We start from the raw sequence: 19,197 nt of genomic DNA on the forward strand, positions 1-19,197 counted from the left end.
TATAAATATATTTTTAGTTTTTTTCAATCCATTTTCTAGCATTGATAAAAGCTTCATGCCAAGGAGTATATTCATCATTTCTATCTTTTGGATAATGTGCCCAGTTCCATTGGAAAGTAGAACGCTCAATATGAGGCATTGTAACCAAATGTCTTCCTGTTTTGTCGCACATCATAGCTACATCATAATGAGAACCGTTCGGGTTTGCTGGATATCCTTCGTAAGCATATTTAGAAACAATGTTGTAGTTTTCTTCACCCATTGGCAAATTAAATTTACCTTCTCCGTGAGAAACCCAAACTCCTAAAGTGCTTCCTGCCAATGTTGATAACATTACAGAGTTGTTTTCCTGAATTTTTACAGAAGTAAAAATACTTTCGTGTTTATTACTGTCATTATGAAGCATTTTTCCATGAACTTCATGCTCTGGATTAATTACTTCCAATTCCATAAACAATTGGCATCCATTACAGATTCCGACAGATAATGTATCTTCTCTTTTAAAGAAATTGTCTAAAGCTGTTTTTGCTTTTTCGTTGTATAAGAAAGCTCCGGCCCAACCTTTAGCAGAACCTAAAACATCTGAGTTAGAGAAACCTCCAACAGCACCAATAAACTGAATATCTTCCAACGTTTCGCGACCTGAAATTAAATCGGTCATGTGAACGTCTTTTACATCAAATCCAGCCAAGTACATAGCGTTTGCCATTTCACGCTCAGAATTACTTCCTTTTTCGCGGATAATAGCTGCTTTTGGACGAGGTTTAGAAGCATCAATTACTGGCGCTTTACCTGTAAAATGACTAGGGAAAGTGTAATTTAAAGCTTGATTTTTATAGTTTTCAAAACGTGCTTTAGCAGTTCCGTTTTTAGATTGTTTTTGATCTAATAAATAAGAAGTTTCGAACCAAATGTCTCTGTATGTAGGAATATCCAATTTATAAATTCCAAATTCCAAAACTGCTGTGTTTTGAACTTCTCCAATTTTGAAAAATTCAATATCATTTGCTTTTAATCTAGCTTCAACAGCTTCGTTTGAATTGGCTTGGAACACGATTCCGATGTTTTCTGCGAAAAGGATTTTCAATAAGTCTTTTTCCGCGAAAGCGCTGAAATCAATTTTTGCTCCCAAATTCACATCAGCAAAACACATTTCTAATAAAGTGGTGATTAAACCACCGCTTCCGATATCGTGTCCAGCTAAAATTTGATTTTCAAGGATTAATTCCTGAATCGTATTAAATGCATTTTTGAAGAAAGCCGAATCTTTAATAGTAGAAGTTTCGTTTCCAATTGCATTTCTAATTTGTGCAAAAGATGAACCTCCAAGTTTGAAATCATCTTGAGACAAATTGATATAATAAATAGAATCTCCGTCTTTTTGTAAAACAGGCTCTACTACTTTTTTAATATCTGTACAGTTTCCAGCAGCAGAAATAATTACCGTTCCCGGTGCAATTACTTCATCATTTGGATATTTTTGTTTCATCGAAAGTGAATCTTTTCCAGTTGGAATATTGATTCCTAATTCGATTGCAAATTCAGAACAAGCTTCAACAGCAGCGTATAAACGAGCATCTTCACCTTCGTTTTTACAAGCCCACATCCAGTTTGCAGAAAGAGAAACCCCTTTTATTCCGTTGATAATTGGAGCCCAAACTAAGTTTGATAACGATTCTGCAATAGCATTTCTAGAACCAGCAGCAGGATCAATCAAAGCAGCGATAGGAGCATGCCCGATAGAAGTTGCAATTCCTTCTTTTCCTAAATAGTCCAATGCCATTACACCAACGTTGTTCAAGGGCAATTGTAATGGACCCGCAGTTTGCTGTTTTGCTACTTTTCCTCCAACACAACGGTCCACTTTGTTAGTTAACCAGTCTTTAGATGCAACCGCTTCTAAACGTAAAACGTCTTTTAAATACGATTCGAAATCTGCTGCATTGTAAGCAACGTCAGCATATTTTCTATCAACAGTTTTATCTGTCATAATCGTTTTTGGAGAACTTCCAAAGAAATCTTCCAAAGCATAATCCATTGGTTTAGAACCGTTAGATTGTGATTGGAATGTAAAACGGTGATCGCCCGTAACATCTCCAACTTCATACATTGGCGAACGCTCTCTATCAGCAATTCTTTGCAATGTGTCGATATCTTTTTGACCAATAACCAATCCCATTCTTTCCTGAGATTCGTTACCGATAATTTCTTTTGCAGAAAGAGTAGGGTCTCCAACAGGTAATTTATCCAAATCGATTAAACCTCCAGTTTCTTCCACCAATTCAGAAAGACAGTTTAAGTGTCCACCCGCACCGTGATCGTGAATCGAAACAATTGGATTATTGTCGCTTTCTACTAAACCACGAATGGCGTTTGCAGCACGTTTCTGCATTTCTGGGTTAGAACGCTGAATCGCATTTAACTCAATTCCTGTACCGAAAGCTCCAGTATCTGCAGAAGAAACTGCAGCACCACCCATTCCGATTCTATAATTTTCTCCACCCAAAATAACGATTTTATCGCCTTCTTTTGGTTTGTGTTTAATTGATTGATCTACTTTTCCGTAACCAATTCCACCCGCTTGCATGATTACTTTATCGTAACCAATTTTTCTATTTTCTTCTTCATGTTCGAAAGTTAAAACAGAACCTGTAATAAGCGGCTGGCCAAATTTATTTCCAAAATCAGAAGCTCCGTTTGAAGCTTTGATTAAAATATCCATTGGAGTCTGGTACAACCATTTTCTTTCTTCAACTGCATTTTCCCATTTTCTGTCTTCGTTCAAACGAGAGTAAGAAGTCATGTAAACTGCAGTTCCAGCCAATGGCAATGAACCTTGACCACCAGCTAAACGGTCACGAATTTCTCCTCCAGATCCTGTTGCAGCTCCGTTGAAAGGCTCAACTGTTGTTGGGAAATTGTGTGTTTCTGCTTTTAATGAAATAACCGAATCAAATTCTTTTACTTCATAAAAATCTGGTTTGTCAGCAGATTTTGGTGCAAATTGCTGCACTTTTGGTCCTTTTACAAAAGCCACGTTGTCTTTGTAAGCAGACACAATATCGTTAGGGTTTTCCTGAGATGTTTTTTTGATTAATTTAAAAAGAGAAGTTTCCTTTTCTTCGCCATCAATTACAAATGTTCCGTTGAAAATTTTGTGACGGCAGTGCTCTGAATTTGCCTGAGAAAAAGCAAAAATTTCAGAGTCAGTTAATTTTCTTCCAAGTTTTGCTGAAAGATTGTTTAAGTAATCAACTTCTTCTTCGCTTAAAGCTAAACCTTCAACTTTGTTGTAAGTTGCAATATCTTCAATCTCCAGAATTGGTTCTGGCTGAATGTTGATAGTGAAGATTTCTTGATCTAATTCATTGAATTTTTGGAATAACATTGGATCAAAATCAGTAAAATCTTCTGTTGCAGGATGAAATTCTTCGATTCTGATGATGCCGTCAATACCCATGTTTTGAGTAATTTCTACAGCATTTGTACTCCAAGGTGTGATCATAGTGGCGCGTGGACCAACAAAAAAGCCTGCCAGTGCAGATTTTTCGATCTTGTTTGCATCGGCAAAAAGCCAGTTTAATTTTGAAATGTCTTGAGCTGAAATTTCGTTTTGCGTTTGTACGGCAAAAACAGTTTTGCTTTGGTTTTCAAAGAAATGGATCATTTGTGTAGTTTGTTGTATTGAGCTGCAAATTTAATGTAAATAAATAGTAAGCGCAAATTTGGAAACTGTTCTTTAAAAAAAAGTTGAAATTGCTTTTTTCTTGCAGAATTATTTTTTTCTGCCACGAAGGCGCTAAGGCGCAAAGTTTTTTTTATTCTAAACAGGTGAAGGTTTTTATTTTTAATGGATTGTCGTGATTTTACCTTTTTTTTGTGAACTGGAATTTTATTAATACTGCTAAATCATGACTCTCGCAGATTTTGCAGATTTTGCGGATTTTTTTCATTTGGAAGGGCTGGAAAAGTTTTATTTCACGCAGATTTGCTCAGATTTTAGCAGATTATGCTAGATTTTTATTTTAAAATCTGCTAAATCTACGTGGAAAAACATTAATGGTATTTTACGAAATGATTAAAAAGTTTCACGCAGATTTATAAAGATTTGAGCAGATTTTAATGGATTCAATTTTAAAAATCTGCGAAGATCTTTACTCACGAAGCTAATCTGCTTTATCTGCTAAATCTGCGTGAAAAATTATTAATGGTATTTTACGAAATGATTAAAAAAGTTTCACGCAGATTTATAAAGATTTGAGCAGATTTTAATGGATTTTATTTTAAAAATCTGCGCAGATCTTTACTCACGAAGCTAATCTGTTTTATCTGCTAAATCTGCGAGAAAAAAAATCATTAATGGTATTTTACGAAATGATTAAAAAAGTTTCACGCAGTTTTATAAAGATTTGAGCAGATTTTAATGGATTCTATTTTAAAATCTGCGCAGATCTTTACTCACGAAGCTAATCTGCTTTATCTGCTAAATCTGCGAGAAAAAAAAATTAATGGTATTTTACGAAATGATTAAAAAAGTTTCACGCAGATTTATAAAGATTTGAGCAGATTTTAATGGATTCTATTTTAAAAATCTGCGCAAATCTTTGTGCGGTTTAATAATCTACGTTTATCTGCTAAATCTGCGAGAAAAAAATATGCGCATTTCAAAAATAAAAAAAAGCGACAAAATTTGCCGCTTTTTAGTTAACCTAAATTATAATTATTCGATGATTATTTTTTTAGTCACAGTTTTTTCTGCTGTAGTAATTTGAACTACGTAGATTCCTTTTGGAAGATTTCTTACTGATATTTCTGGATCTGAAGTGTTCTGTTTTTCGAATACTTTTTGTCCTGTAAATGAAATAATCTCTATAGAATATGATGTTGAACTTCCATAACCAATATTGAAATTCCCATCAGAAGGATTTGGATAAATGGCGATTTCGTCTGTGCTAACTTTTTCTTCAATTTCTGCGGTTTCAACCATTTTGCTGGCTAGGTTGTTGCAGGTATCTTGAGAGAAAGAATCCCATTGCGCACTTAAATTGAACGTAGTGCTCGGAGACGTCACAGTCGATTTTCGTCTTAGAGTCACATCGATGGCAAAATTAGAAGTTCCGCCATTGAAAGTTCCGATGATATCAATTAAAACACCATTTTTAAATAAACCGACAGCATCATTTCCGTTAAAAGTTAATTCGGTTGCAGTGGTAGAAATATTGGCGGCGCTGGTAGAAAAACAGCTTGATGACATAGAACTGTTTACAATTACAAATTTACTTCCTGTTGTCAAAGTACCGCTCAATGCCAAACCTGTACTCCAAGAACCCGAGCCATTAGTTTGTTTTTTAATTGTATACGCCGATAAGTTTACAGAACTTCCAGTATTGTTAGCAATTTCTAATGCTTTATTGTTTCCAGAACCTTCAATATATTCAGAGAAAAGGAGATCTGTTGCCGTTCCAGTTCCACTGCTGTTTGTTGTAACCGAAATAGTGTTGCTTGATGCCGAAGCATTTCCTGCGGCATCTTTTGCTTTTACGTAAATAGAATAACTTGTCGAAGCCGTTAATCCTGTTATTGTTGCTGTAGTTCCTGAAACAGTTGTTTTTAAAGCACTATTGGCATAAACATCATAACCCGTAACGGCTACATTGTCGGTAGATGCTGTCCAGCTTAAAGAAATTGAAGTGGCTGTTTTGGTTGTTGAAGCTAAACTTGCAGGTGCAGTCGGTGCTAGAGTATCTCCAGAAGGTGTTCCGCCCCAAATTTGATTTACATATTCAGGATGATCAATAAACGGATTTCGATTGTTTTGGCGTGCATAAATAGCATTGTTTCTCGCAATTTCTCTTGCGCTTACAGGATCTTGCGCGTGCCAAGCCAATAGCAGATTTAGAAAAGCTGTTGTGAAAACCTGATTGCTAGAACCATTAAACATCGGATAAGAATAACCAGCAACGGTATTTTCATAACGCGTTGCAAAATAAAAATACATTCTGGCAATATCGCCTTTAAAAGCATTGATAGGTTCGAAAACGGTTCCTGAATATCCAGAAACGGCACTTGAGCCTAATTTGCTTCCGTTTTGAGAAGTGTAGGTTGCTGAACTTACATTTCCGTGCGGATAATTGGAACGTATTCCGTTTACTTTCCCATCAGTTGGCGTAATAAAATGTGCATCGGCAACCATTGGCGATTGCTCATTAAAAACAGATTGCGGAATAATATGCTCTCTATTGTAGCAATCTCCTTCAACCGAATAACTGCCACATCGCTGAGTCGTTCCCGTAGTATAGGTATATGGATCTGATCCCGAAGGATTTTCAGAATACATGTCTAAAATTGTTCCGTCGTTTTCGTAAAAACTATCGACATCAGAAGTTAGGTAAGTGGTGTAAAGTCCAGCGTAACCATTGTTAGTGTGGTCTTTAATAATGTTATACAATTGTGTTTTCAAAGTATAACCTGTTCCTGTTGCGGTATTGTAATATCCAGATGGAATCTGAGCAAAACCAATTGCAGTAAACAGCAATAACAATAAATAGTAGTTTTTTTTCATAATAATAGTTTTAAAGATTTGGTTGAGAGTTGAAATTTTAATCTTTTTAAATGGTTGAATTTTAGAAAGTTAAAATATCGTTCAATCAAATTTACTATTTTAATGAATTCGAAATGTTAAGCAATGTTTAATTTTAGAGATATTTTCTTACGGAGTTTTTTTAGCCACGAAGGCGCTAAGACGCAAAGTTTTTTAGAAAAAAGGAATTAAAAAATCTCGCAAAGGCGTCAAGTTTTTTTTCTGTCGCAGATTTAGCAGATTAAGGAGATTTTTTTATTTTGATTGTGTTTAAAAAATGTTTCACGCAGATTTGTTTGGATTTGAGCTGATTTTGCAGATTTTTTTTTAAATCTGCGCAAATCTATATGCATTGCGATAATCTGCTATATCTGCTAAATCTGCGAGAAGTAAAAAGTAGCATTATCAAAAGAAAAAAACTTTGCGTCTTAGCGCCTTCGTGGCAAAAAAAAACTTATTTCGGGAATTCAGCGCTTTGGTAAGCGCCCAAGTCTGGTGGAGAAGTTCTCGTAACTCCTAAAATATCAGTTGGAATGATGTATGCCTGATTCCCTTTCGCGAAAGCGGCAGAAGTTTTATCAATATTGAATTTATTTTCAGCAGCGTTATAAAACTTCGGATTTTCATTCAAAATAATATTGTTATAATGCTCTGTATCCGTTTTGAATTGATACAACGGATTTGTTGTAGAACTGCTGAATTTCAATAAACAATTATTCAATTGATAAACAAAGGCTGCAGCTATATTTTTATCTAAATTGAGTTCGTTTGTCGCAGAGCCATAAATAATGCAGTTATTAAAAGTAGCATTTGTCAGTGAATTGGTTTCTGGAGTTGCGCCTGCCAAAGCATTGCTTAAATTCACTGCAAATTGAACGCCGCCAGACCAATTGTTGTTAAATGTGCAATGCGTAAAGCTGTAATTCCCGCCGTAAACACAAGATAAACTCGCTAGTCCAGCATGATTTATAACAATGTTTTCTCCCGTAATTCGTTCATTTTGAGCTAAAATTCCGTATTCGGCACAATTGTAAATTTGAGTATTTTTAATTTGAATCGGATTCAGCGCACTTCTAAAATCTAAACCAATAACGGCATTTTTTAAAGTTAGATGATTTATAGAATGATTGGCGCTACCTTTTTCAAAAATAACCGATTTCCACTGTCCAGGAATATCAGAATACATAGATTCTAAACGATCACCTTCAAAAATAACTTCATTTTCAAGTTTGTCAGTTGCAGAAGCCTTTCCGTTAATTTGAAGTGAAGCATTTTTGCCAACATACAAACCAGAACTAGCATGAAAATGCACTCTTGAACCAGCTTCAAAAGTTATGGTTTTATTTTCTGGAACTCCTGCATATCCATAAATAACATACGGTTTTTCATTTGTAAAAAGAAGTTCATTTCCGTTTGCAGGATCATTTTCACTCAAATAAAATCCGTCAACATCTTTGCCGTCGATTTTAATTTTTTCTTTAGAACCGTCAGGATTTTGGTTTGGATATAAAAAGACAGCGTCCTGAATTAAAGTTACCAAAGCGACTTCTTGAAGATTGGCGCCGCTGTCAAATTGGATTTCATCGGTATATAAAAAATCGTCTGGATTAGCGTCTGTAATATCTGCTGTGGTTTCTATAAAAATATAAAGGCTGTCTTTGGCTAAAAGCGTGACATTATTAAAGATTTTTCCGTTATTGCCCGTCATTCCGTCAACGGTCATTCTATATTTAGAACTTAAACCTTTTTTGAATTGCACGACCGGAATCGAGATATCATTTTTACTTTGGTTGTAGACTTTTAGCTGGTAAGTGCTCGAACCAATATTTTTGAAAACAGTATCTAAATAAACGGTGTCTTTCGAAAACTTTAAATCTCCTGTGCTGGCAACAGTATCAAAATCAGTTCGGCAAGAGCTGAGAGCCAGAATTATTCCGAAAATAAAAAGTAAAAAGTATTGACGCATTTAAATAGTTTTTTTGCCACAGATTAAAAGGATTAAAATGATTTTTTGCTTGGTGCATAAAAAAATTAATCTGTGAAAATCTGTGTAATCTGTGGCAAAAAAAAGCCAAAGATTGATTCTGTTTATTTTTGTAAAAATAGCAAAAAACTGACAAGTTCGAAGTTGATTTTTAAATTTTAGTCCCGAAATTTCGAGAGGATTAGATTTATGTCTTATCTTTCTTTAATTTTACGATTTTAAAGTTTATTTTAATGAATTATACAAAAGAGCAGATTTTGGCGCGCTGCAATGAGTTTTCAAAAAACACATTGATGGAGACGCTAAAAATTGAATATATCGACGCTGGAGAAGATTTTTTAACTGCAAAAATGCCTGTAAATCCAAGCGTTCACCAGCCAATGGGATTATTGCATGGCGGTGCTTCTGTAGCTTTGGCAGAAAGTGTTGGGAGTGCGGCTTCCTTCTTTTTTATCAATCCGAAAGAGCAGGAGGTAAGAGGTATCGAAATTTCGGCAAATCACCTGAAAAGTATTCGTGAAGGCTACGTTTTTGGAACAGCCAGAATTATTCACAAAGGAAGAAGTCTTCATCTTTGGGAAATCAGAATTACGGATGAGGAAGGGAATCTAATTTCGCTTTGCAAACTGACGAATATGGTTTTGGATAGAAAGAAAAGCGAGTAAATCATGAATTCTTTTTTCTTAAAAATTAAAAATCATAAAGAACAGAATTTACCTTTTGTTCTTTATTCAAAACCCAATACAGCAAACTACATTGGGATTTTACAGCAGAATGCCATTTTAAATACCGTTTCGGATTACAGTGAAAAAGGTTTTGTTTTTGCTTCTTTTGACGAAAAACAGCTGATTTTAATTCCTGAGAACGAATCGGAAATTATTACCGCAGAAAAAGAAACGACTTCTTTTGAACCAATTGAAATTGACGATTTGAATTTTGATCCTGAAGCGAAATTTCAATATGAATATTTAGTAGCGCAAGGAATTCAAGCTATTAAAAACGAAGAATTTAAAAAAGTAGTTTTATCGCGAAGTGAAGAAGTGCCTTTAGCTGAATTTGATTTTATTGAAACTTTTCAGCACTTGGTTCAGCTCTATCCTGCCACGTTCTGTTATTGTTTTTTTCATCCTAAAATTGGACTTTGGATGGGAGCAACACCAGAAAAACTGCTAAAAGCAAACGGAAATGTTTTTGAAACTATGGCTTTGGCAGGAACGCAGAAAGACAATCAGAAAGCAGAAATCGTTTGGCAGCAAAAAGAAAAAGATGAACAGCAATTTGTGACTGATTTTATTGTAAAACGCCTTCGCGAATTTACAGCTTCGGTTGTGGTTTCTGAACCTTACAGCTTAAAAGCGGGATCGATCTGGCACATAAAAACCGATATTTCTGGGGTTTTAAAAGACAATTCAACTTTGGAAGAAGTGATTGATACTTTGCATCCAACACCAGCGGTTTGCGGACTTCCGAAAAAGAAATCAAAAGCATTTATTTTAGAAAATGAAAACTATGATAGAACTTTCTATACCGGTTTTTTAGGGGAACTAAATAGCACTTTCGCAGGAAATAATTCAAGTTCTGATTTATTTGTAAATTTACGCTGCATGCAGATTCAGGAAGAAAAAGCGATTTTGTATATGGGCTGCGGTATTACAAAAGAAAGTATTCCAGAAAAAGAGTGGGAAGAAAGTGTCAATAAATCGATGACGATGAAGAGAGTTTTGAAGTTATAAGTTATGAATTATGAATGATTGTCTCCCTGAGCGATCCCGAGGCTTCGGGAGAAGGGCACAAAGGGCTTCGACTCCGCTCAGCCTGACAATGCGCAGAACTTGAGATAAAATTAATAGCAAAGAAAGCAATGTTCGTTTGATGTAAATATAAAAAAGCAAAGTTCGTAAAGCTTTGCATTGATAAAGCTTTGCGAACTTTTTTAAACATAATAATAAATAAAAAAACCTTAGCGCACTTTGCGTTAATTTTTATCATTTCAGGGTTTAGTTTCCAATTGGCAACTTGAAACATGAAACCTGAAACAAAAACAAACAAAAAAACATGAAATTAGATATATTAGCCTTTGGCGCACATCCAGACGATGTAGAATTGGGTTGTGCAGGAACTATTTTAAAAGAAGTTTCTCTAGGGAAAAAAGTAGGTATTGTTGATTTGACGCGTGGTGAATTAGGAACACGCGGAACGGCAGAAACCAGAGATCAGGAAGCAAAAGATGCTGCGGAAATTTTGGGCGTTGTTGTACGCGAAAATTTGCGCATGCGTGACGGATTTTTCGTTAACGATGAAAAACATCAGTTGGAAGTCATAAAAATGATTCGCAAGTATAAACCAGAAATTGTATTGTGTAATGCAATTGATGACCGTCATATCGATCACGGAAAAGGAAGCAAATTGGTTTCTGATTCTTGCTTTTTATCTGGTTTAATGAAAATCGAAACTACTCTTGATGGAGAAAAACAGGAAGCTTGGCGTCCAAAAGTAGTTTACCATTATATTCAATGGAAAAATCTTACTCCAGATTTTGTGGTAGACATTACTGGATTTGAAAAAAAGAAAGTAGAAGCAATTTCTGCCTATAAAACCCAATTTTACGACCCGAATTCAAAAGAACCTGCAACGCCAATTACGAGTAAAAACTTTTTTGAAAGCCTAAATTATCGTGCGCAGGACTTAGGAAGACTGGTTGGAAAAGATTTTGCAGAAGGTTTTACAGTTGAAAGGTGTTTGGCAGTCAATAGCTTAGAAAATTTGATTTAATTTTTATAAAAATTTTTCATTTTTTTCTTTGTAGAACTGAACCTTTGTTCTATATTTGCACTCGCTAAGCAGAAAAATGGTGGTTGTAGCTCAGCTGGTTAGAGTAGCGGTTTGTGGTGCCGCGGGTCGCCGGTTCGAACCCGGTCAGCCACCCAGATTTAAAGCCTTGAAGAAATTCAAGGCTTTTTTTGTGCTTTTATGTTTTGGGAACCATATAAGTTCATTTAAGTGATTTGAGTTTTGTTTTTGAGGAAAAAGAATTGTTGTAGGAATTCCTATTGAAATTCTAATATGTCCAAAAAAGCAAATTCCAATTTTAAAAATTCCAAATTCCAAGTTTCTTATATTGTTAAAATTGGAATTTGGAATTTAAAATATTGGAAATTAAAAAAGCACAACTGACAAGTTGTGCTTTTTTTGGTGGTTATTATATTTGGTTTATGTATTATCGAATTTCTTCAAATGTAGTGCCTTGCGTGATATCTCCGCTTTTAAAACCTTTATTAAACCAATACATTCTTTGTTCTGATGTTCCGTGGGTAAAAGAATCAGGAACGACATGTCCTTGCATTTTGCTCTGAATAGCATCATCACCAACGGCATTTGCAGCGCTTAAAGCTTCTTCGATATCTCCTTTGTCTAGATTAGCTTGGTTATAGTGCGTCCAAACCCCAGCATAAAAATCAGCCTGTAATTCTAATGCTACAGATAATTTATTGGCTTCTGCCTCACTTTTTCCTTGCTGCATTTGACGCATTTTCGAAGAGGTTCCCATTAAAGTCTGAATGTGGTGTCCAATTTCATGTGCAATAACGTAAGCAATGGCAAAATCGCCCCCTTTTGCACCAAATCTACTTTTTAATTCTTCAAAAAAAGCTAAGTCCATATACACTTTGCGATCGCCAGGGCAATAAAAAGGCCCAGAAGCAGATGATGCACCGCCACAAGCTGTTTGTACAGAACCTTTAAAAAGAACTAATTTTGGTTTTTCGTAGGTCATGCCATGTTCAGCAAAAATTTTGCTCCAAATGTCTTCGTTGTCCGCTAGAACAACTCTAACAAAATTCCCCATTTCTTCATCTTCCTTGCTTAAAGGAGCTGCAGCTTCGGTTTGTTGCTGTCCGCCTTGCATTTGTTCTAAAATTGGGGCTATTTGCTGACCTGTTTCACCGCCAAAAACATTCAGCAGTAAAATAATAATCCCAATAACGCCACCGCCGACTAGTGCTTTGCCACCGCCAGAAATTGATCTTCTGTCTTCTACATTATCACTTTGTCTTCTGCCTTGCCATTTCATATTGAATTGTTTTTTAACTTGTTATTAAAACCTTGTACGAATTTAGAGATTTTTTGTGATAAATTTCACAAACAGGACATTTAGTTTTCAGCCGTTCTTGGAGTTTTGAGCTTGAAGCTATTTTTACAGCAGAAACCAAATTATCCTAGCCATTTTACTAAAGCTTCTTCAACAGTTCCTTTCATAATAGGTTTAGAAATATAATCATCCATTCCGGCAGAAATACATTTGTTTCGCTCTTCTTTTTCAGCTCCTGCGGTAACTGCAATTATCGGAATGTCTCGCCCTTTTTTGGTGTTTCTAATGGCTTTTGCAGTTTCATAGCCATTCATAATTGGCATTTGGATATCCATAAAAATAATGGTCGGATTGATTTTTTCAAATTGCTGAATGGCTTCGTATCCGTTTTCGCATTCGAAAATAAAAGCATTATTGTAGAGATTTTTTATAATGGTTTTAAGAAGGAGCATGTTCACTTTATTATCTTCAACAATTAAAAAAGTGATGTTGCTGTCGCTTGTTTCAATTTCATTAGAATCGACATTGATATTTAAACTTTTGAGTTCGGCATTGTATTTATCATTAATGCTTTGGTTGCTTGTTTTTAAGTTTAAATCAAAGAAAAAAGTACTTCCTTCGTCAATTTTGCTTTCTAGCTGTAAACGGCTTTCCATCAAAGCAAGCAACTGATTGGATATGGTCAAGCCTAAGCCTGTTCCTCCAAATTTCCTTGTTGTGGAACTGTCTTCTTGCAGAAAAGCTTTAAAAATTTTCTTCTGATTTTTTTCAAGAATACCAATTCCAGTGTCGATTACGGCAAAACGAATAAGACAATTGTTATTTTGTTTTTTTTCTAAAAGAGTGACATTTAATTTTATAGAACCCTCGGTTGTAAATTTCACCGCATTTGAAAGCAGGTTTATCAAAATCTGTTTGATTCGTACCATATCTGTCCAGATATAGTTTGGAACATCGGGATCAATATTCAGTTCAAGTTCCAGATTTTTTCTGTTAGACTCGTAAACAATTAAATCAAAAACTTGTCCTAAGATTTTTTTAATGTCGTATAAATCAATAAAAAGTTCGAGTTTTCCGGCTTCAATTTTCGAAAAATCTAAAATATCATTTATAATTTCAAGAAGAGAATGAGCCGACTGGTTAATTGTGGTCATGTATTTTTCTTGAATTTCTTCCAAATCCGTTTTCATTAATAGGTGTGTAAAACCAATAATTCCGTTTAGTGGAGTTCTGATTTCGTGAGACATATTAGCCAAAAAGTCAGATTTTGATTTGTTTGCCGCTTCTGCCAGCTGTTTGGCTTTTATGGCATCTTCGATTTCTTTTTTGCTTGTAATGTCAAAATAAATTCCGCCGACAAATTCAATCTCATCATCTCGTTTAATTACGTCTCCAAATTCTTCTATCCAAATAAACTCGCCGCTTTTGCGCTTAATGCGATACACATTATGCAAAGGCATTCCGTTTTGTAAATTATCAATTTGGTTGTTAATTACTTCTTCTTTATCATCAGGATGAATTAACGAGAGAAAAGACAAATTATTTTCGATAAACTCGGATTTTGAATATCCCGTCAGGTTTAAAACTTCGTCGTTTAAGAATATTTTGGTCGAAAAAGCATCAAATTTAGATAGATAAACTGTTCCTGGAATGTTGTTGGCAATCAGTTTGAATTTTTCTTCACTTTCAATGATTTTAGTTTCATTTCGGTTTCGTTCTAAAGCAGACGAAATATTATTTGCTAAGACTTGAAAGATATTAATTTCGTCTTCAGACCATTTTCTTTCCACTGTACAGTCATCAAAACCAATAAAACCACTGAAAATATCGTTAATATAAAGCGGTAAAATTAAAATAGACTGTATTTCGTTAGCAATCAGTAGATTTTTGAAGAAACCGTCAGAAAGATTTCTAGTTAATGTATTAACAATTTTTCTTTGCGATGCGGCCTCGTAAATTTCTTTCAGATTTTCTTCAGACATAAGACGAAGCGGAGTAATCTGATGCGTAACGCCCTCACGAGACCATTTGTATTTTTGGCTCACTACATTATAAATGGCATCTTTTTCGTAGTAATACATGTGGTCAACCTTCGCTGCTTTTCCAATAATGTTGTACGTTTCCTGAAACATTTGGTGCGTGGTTTTGCTCAGCAAGAACTTTTCGGTGCATAAAGAAAGTGCAGACAAAAGCTGACTTTTAAGTTCTAATTTTCTTTCAGCCTCTAAACGCATTTGAGAAGAAATGGCAAGCGAAATTACATCTGAAATAGTTCTGGCGTAATTAATATCTTCATTGTCCCATTCTCTTTTTTGTTCTGTACTTTCAAAACAAGCTACACCAGCCAATTGACCCGTAAGGAAAATTGGCACATCAAGCATTGACTTTATGTTGTTTTTGGTAAAGTAAAGTTTTTCAAATTCAGAGGTTTCCAGTTTATTGAATACATCTGGCGCATTAATGATCGCTTTGTTGTTTAATGTTTCAAAATAAATAGGATACGATTCTTTCTTTAGAATATTCTTATCGTTTAAGCTTTGATTGTCAAGACTGAAGAGATTTTTGCAAGTGATTAAATCATTGTCATATTTCCAGAAACTTATACGGTTGACTTGACTTATTGTAGCGGCTTCTTTTAATATTAAATCAATGACCGTGTTTAATTGGTCATACTTGCTAAAGTCGGTCGTTGATAATTTTTTGGTCGAACTATTATAGGCCTCAATTTTTTTAAGACGTCTTTTTTTCTCGTTTTCAATATTTTTTTTCTCTGTAATATCCCTTGCAATTCCAGAAAATCCAATCGTTAATCCCAAGTCATTTTTACGGACAATGATTTTTTGTGAAATCCAGATTTCTTCACCATTTTTTTTCAGAATCGGAATTTCAATAATTGGGTAATTACTTTCATTAAGGACTAGATTTTCATAAAAATCTACGGCGCTGCTGATATAATTTTCGTGGATAAAATTGGAATAATGTTTTGTAATGATTTCGTTTTCGGGATAGCCAAGTGCAGAAATTCCGAATTCATTTATAAAAGTGAAATGGCCTTCAGCATCAATTTCGAAAATAATATCCGTCGCCGTCTGAATTAAATTTTTGTACTGATCTTGAACAATTACCTGTTCTGTAACATCTTGTCCAATACTGATAATTAAATCGTCTGAGAACTTTTTATCCTTCCACTGAATGTATTTATATTCGCCGTTTTCGGTTTTTAATTTTCTAATGTAAAGCTTATTTTCTTGATTTCCGGCTACATTTATATTTCCTTTTGATTCGGGATCTTGGGTCAATTCCCAGAATTTTAAGCCCATTACTGCATCAGGATGATATCCTAAAATTGGAGTTATGGTTTCGCTACAAAATAGTATTTCTCCTTTTTGGTTCGAAGCTATGGTAAGCGAGTTTCCTTTATGGACAATTTCGCTTGCAAACCTAAAATTGTCGCGATTGTTTAATAAAACGGCATATTTTACCTGATTTATAATGAAAATCAGAATGCAGAAATTGAGCAGTAAAATAGAAGATTTTATAGGGATGAGATGCAGTGCTAACGTGACAATTAAAAAGCTAAACGTTAAACCTACAAAAAGCCAATAAATCTTTATGGGTTTGAGAATGTTGTACGAAAAGAAAAAAGAAATCAGGAATACGATGATGGGCACAACATCATTTTTTAGATTAATGATATTGTATGCAACGTAACTGATATAAATAAAAAAACAGAAAATGAAAATCTGTTGGATTTGATCTCTCAGCCACTTGATTTTGTCTGTTATCGCATAAGTAATAAGAACAAAAACGCCTATTAGAACATTTACAACCAATAGGCTTTTTGGTCTAATTTTGAAGATTTCGTTTATAATTTCAATAACAATTACTGCAATACCAAAAAACAAAATATAAAGCTGGTATTCTCTGCTAACAGTTTCGTGTTCTTTCTTTTTTTCGATGAAATTTCCAATTTTAGATTTAATTCTAAAAAACTGGTAGACCAACAGTGAGAGAAAGGCAAAAAGCGATAATCCTAAAACAAAAAGTTTATGATTATTGTAATAAATAATATCAGAATTAAACACATACCATCCGGTCATAATTGATTCTAAGGCATTTCCAGCATTGAAAATTCCTGAAATAACCGAATTGAAAAAACTATAGTTGGCGACCATAGAATTTGGGGTATGTTGGTTTAGTAAATAGTGTTTTGAAAATTCTTAAAAAGAAGTGGTTAGGTTCTCTGCAAATAAGAATTTTCTATTTTAATCTACATCGTATCTTCCGATAGAATCAATTGAATCTTCTTCTTCCGAATCTGTTCCAAAAATGGCAAAATAAGTTGCGTAAATCATAGAGCTATTAAAAACAACGGTAAAAATAATTCCGACACAGCAGCCAATAAAGCCGACCATTGAACCAAGAAAACCTATGATGAAAAAAGCAAATATGTTAATCGGATTTTTTGTAACGATAATAATGCTGGATTTTATAGCATCGAATGCTTTAAGATTTCCGAAAACAATTAACGGAATCGATAGATACATAAAGAAAGAAACGGTAAACGAAATTATATTCCCGACAAATAACACGCCCAGACTATCAATTAAATTGGCAAGGGCCGTTCCTAGCAGTGCAGGAATAAATGCTGCAACAAAAATTTGCCCAAAATAAGGAGATTTGTAATAGCTGAAAATTGTCGAAACATTAAATTCTACATCTTTATCTGCTGAATCTGCCATTTTTAGAAAACCTGCGCCAAAAGGAGCTGTAATTCCTGCGACTACAGAAACAGCGACGGTTTGTATAACAAGCTGAATGGCAGTAAATTCTTGGTTTTCAAAATTCTGAATAAAATCTTTAGTCAAGGCCTCAGCTCCAAAATAGGCAATCATGATGCCCATAAAAGCTATGGCGGCAATAATTGAAAATACTAAGATGATAAGCCCAGAGTAAAGAGCTATTTTTTTATAATTTTCGAAAGCGTGATTAAAAACTGTAGCAAAATCAAGGGAATAGCCATTTTTTTTAATGTCCTCAATTTGGTTAAGTGTAGATTTCATTTTAATGTAAAATTGTTTTATAGACTTGTACTATTTGAAAGGTATCTTGACGTAAATATAGTATTTTTAATCAATTCCGTATCAAAATCTACAAAACATTCCGAAATGTTTTTAACTGATTTATAGCCAGTCTAAAACTCGTTTTATGGAAGCCAATTTATCCTTGTAAGGCGCATAACGCATAGGCAAATCGAGCCAGTTTCCTTTTTTTACAATTGCTTTATGATGAGAAAAAGTGTCGAAGCTTAATTTACCGTGATAAGCGCCGATTCCGCTGTGTCCGACACCGCCAAAAGGCAGTCTTTTATTAGAAAAATGAACAACAGTATCGTTGATACACCCGCCTCCAAAAGAGTATTTTGAAATTAATTTCTGGGCAAATGAATTATTTTCACTAAAAATATAAAATGAAAGAGGTTTCTCATAACGGCTTACGACCTTTTCAATGTCATTTTCATTCTCGTAAACGAGTATTGGCAAAATTGGTCCAAAGATTTCTTCTTTCATAACGGCACTGTCCAAATCGGGTTCTTCAAGAAGGGTAGGAGCAATGTAAAGTGAATTGGCATCACTTTCTCCGCCAAACAAAACGTGTTCGTTTTGAATCATATTGGTCAATCGAAACCAGTTTTTGGTATTTATAATTCGAGCAAAATCGGGCGATTTGTCTATTTTTTTTCCGTAAGCCTTAATGATTTCTTCAATTAAATAAGAAATGAAATTGACCTTCATGTTTTTTTGAATCAGAATATAATCGGGAGCAATGCAAGTTTGTCCTGCATTAATAAATTTTCCCCAGACAATTCGTTTGGCTGCAAGTTTTAAGTTGGCCGTTTCATCAACAATACAGGGATTTTTTCCGCCCAATTCTAGAGTTACCGGAGTTAGATTCTCTGCTGCTGCTTTTGCGACAATTTTGCCGACAGCAACGCTTCCTGTAAAAAAGATGTAATCCCAGCGCTGAGCCAGTAATTTATTAGAAACTTCGACTCCGCCTTCAAAAACTTCGACGTGATTTACATGAAATGTTTTTTCTATAATTTTTGCAATTATAGCAGATGTATGAGGTGTTAATTCAGAGGGTTTTAAAACAACGCGGTTTCCTGCTGCGACTGCGGCAACGAGCGGACACAAGGCAAGCTGAAAAGGATAGTTCCAAGGAGCTATAATTAATACATCTCCGTAAGGTTCTTTGTAAAGATAATCGCTAGAAGGAAAATTAAGCAGTGAAGGAAAAACGCGATCGGGTTTGGCCCATTTGCTGATGTTTTTTATGACATCTTTCAGCTCTGAAATAACGTAATTAGTTTCGGTTAAAACAGCCTCGAACTCCGGTTTTTTAAAGTCATCATATAAAGCTTTTACAATTAAATCTTCACTTTTCTGAATATTATACAATAACTTTTTTAGAGTTTCCTTTCGATACTTGATGTTGCTTTTATAATCCATTTTCCGATTAGCTTGTTTTTTACTCTATGCAAGT

The 19,197-nt window shown here is 34.6% G+C and carries 10 protein-coding genes and 1 tRNA gene; 4 read left to right on the forward strand and 7 right to left on the reverse strand.

The window, feature by feature from the left end; all coding sequences use genetic code 11:
* Positions 1–13 precede the first annotated feature (13 nt).
* The 3 genes from purL to AC3E9W_RS07200 form a co-directional block, all read right to left on the reverse strand.
* Positions 14–3,667: a phosphoribosylformylglycinamidine synthase gene (gene purL, locus AC3E9W_RS07190; RefSeq protein ID WP_488767773.1), complete on the reverse strand. Its 3,654-nt coding sequence runs from the start codon at positions 3,665–3,667 to the stop codon at positions 14–16.
* A gap of 1,053 nt (positions 3,668–4,720) precedes the next feature.
* On the reverse strand, positions 4,721–6,562 hold the full coding sequence (locus AC3E9W_RS07195; RefSeq protein ID WP_488767774.1) for an endonuclease: 1,842 nt from the start codon (positions 6,560–6,562) through the stop codon (positions 4,721–4,723).
* Positions 6,563–7,034: 472 nt separating this feature from the next.
* Positions 7,035–8,546, reverse strand: coding sequence for a right-handed parallel beta-helix repeat-containing protein (locus AC3E9W_RS07200; protein WP_488767775.1), 1,512 nt, complete (start codon positions 8,544–8,546; stop codon positions 7,035–7,037).
* A gap of 251 nt (positions 8,547–8,797) precedes the next feature.
* On the opposite strand from AC3E9W_RS07200, the gene AC3E9W_RS07205 reads away from it, so the two are divergent.
* The 4 genes from AC3E9W_RS07205 (at position 8,798) to AC3E9W_RS07220 (ending at position 11,489) form a co-directional block, all read left to right on the forward strand.
* Positions 8,798–9,229, forward strand: coding sequence for a PaaI family thioesterase (locus AC3E9W_RS07205; protein WP_488767777.1), 432 nt, complete (start codon positions 8,798–8,800; stop codon positions 9,227–9,229).
* A gap of 3 nt (positions 9,230–9,232) precedes the next feature.
* On the forward strand, positions 9,233–10,297 hold the full coding sequence (locus AC3E9W_RS07210; RefSeq protein WP_488767778.1) for a chorismate-binding protein: 1,065 nt from the start codon (positions 9,233–9,235) through the stop codon (positions 10,295–10,297).
* A 322-nt stretch (positions 10,298–10,619) separates the two neighbouring features.
* Entirely contained in the window at positions 10,620–11,336 is a 717-nt protein-coding gene (gene bshB1 / locus AC3E9W_RS07215) for a bacillithiol biosynthesis deacetylase BshB1 (RefSeq protein ID WP_306160042.1), read from the forward strand.
* Between the two features lie 79 nt (positions 11,337–11,415).
* A tRNA-His gene (locus AC3E9W_RS07220) sits at positions 11,416–11,489 on the forward strand.
* A 292-nt stretch (positions 11,490–11,781) separates the two neighbouring features.
* Here AC3E9W_RS07220 and ypfJ read toward each other — a convergent pair.
* From ypfJ to AC3E9W_RS07240, 4 genes are all read right to left on the reverse strand, one after another.
* Positions 11,782–12,633: a KPN_02809 family neutral zinc metallopeptidase gene (gene ypfJ / locus AC3E9W_RS07225; RefSeq protein WP_488767779.1), complete on the reverse strand. Its 852-nt coding sequence runs from the start codon at positions 12,631–12,633 to the stop codon at positions 11,782–11,784.
* Between the two features lie 140 nt (positions 12,634–12,773).
* Entirely contained in the window at positions 12,774–16,826 is a 4,053-nt protein-coding gene (locus AC3E9W_RS07230) for a PAS domain S-box protein (protein WP_488767781.1), read from the reverse strand.
* A 90-nt stretch (positions 16,827–16,916) separates the two neighbouring features.
* Positions 16,917–17,714 carry a DUF2189 domain-containing protein gene (locus AC3E9W_RS07235; protein ID WP_306160036.1) on the reverse strand — a complete coding sequence of 266 codons (798 nt, stop codon included), beginning with the start codon at positions 17,712–17,714 and terminating at the stop codon, positions 16,917–16,919.
* A gap of 120 nt (positions 17,715–17,834) precedes the next feature.
* On the reverse strand, positions 17,835–19,163 hold the full coding sequence (locus AC3E9W_RS07240) for an aldehyde dehydrogenase (protein WP_488767782.1): 1,329 nt from the start codon (positions 19,161–19,163) through the stop codon (positions 17,835–17,837).
* Positions 19,164–19,197: the final 34 nt, after the last annotated feature.

The sequence above is a fragment of the Flavobacterium sp. 38 genome (assembly GCF_057799715.1).

Bases quoted from the DNA above. Each gene is read 5' to 3' on its own strand.
- purL (WP_488767773.1), bottom strand. From the start codon at position 3,667: ATGATCCATTTCTTTGAAAACCAAAGCAAAACTGTTTTTGCCGTACAA.
- AC3E9W_RS07195 (WP_488767774.1), bottom strand. From the start codon at position 6,562: ATGAAAAAAAACTACTATTTATTGTTATTGCTGTTTACTGCAATTGGT.
- AC3E9W_RS07200 (WP_488767775.1), bottom strand. From the start codon at position 8,546: ATGCGTCAATACTTTTTACTTTTTATTTTCGGAATAATTCTGGCTCTC.
- AC3E9W_RS07205 (WP_488767777.1), top strand. From the start codon at position 8,798: ATGAATTATACAAAAGAGCAGATTTTGGCGCGCTGCAATGAGTTTTCA.
- AC3E9W_RS07210 (WP_488767778.1), top strand. From the start codon at position 9,233: ATGAATTCTTTTTTCTTAAAAATTAAAAATCATAAAGAACAGAATTTA.
- bshB1 (WP_306160042.1), top strand. From the start codon at position 10,620: ATGAAATTAGATATATTAGCCTTTGGCGCACATCCAGACGATGTAGAA.
- ypfJ (WP_488767779.1), bottom strand. From the start codon at position 12,633: ATGAAATGGCAAGGCAGAAGACAAAGTGATAATGTAGAAGACAGAAGA.
- AC3E9W_RS07230 (WP_488767781.1), bottom strand. From the start codon at position 16,826: ATGGTCGCCAACTATAGTTTTTTCAATTCGGTTATTTCAGGAATTTTC.
- AC3E9W_RS07235 (WP_306160036.1), bottom strand. From the start codon at position 17,714: ATGAAATCTACACTTAACCAAATTGAGGACATTAAAAAAAATGGCTAT.
- AC3E9W_RS07240 (WP_488767782.1), bottom strand. From the start codon at position 19,163: ATGGATTATAAAAGCAACATCAAGTATCGAAAGGAAACTCTAAAAAAG.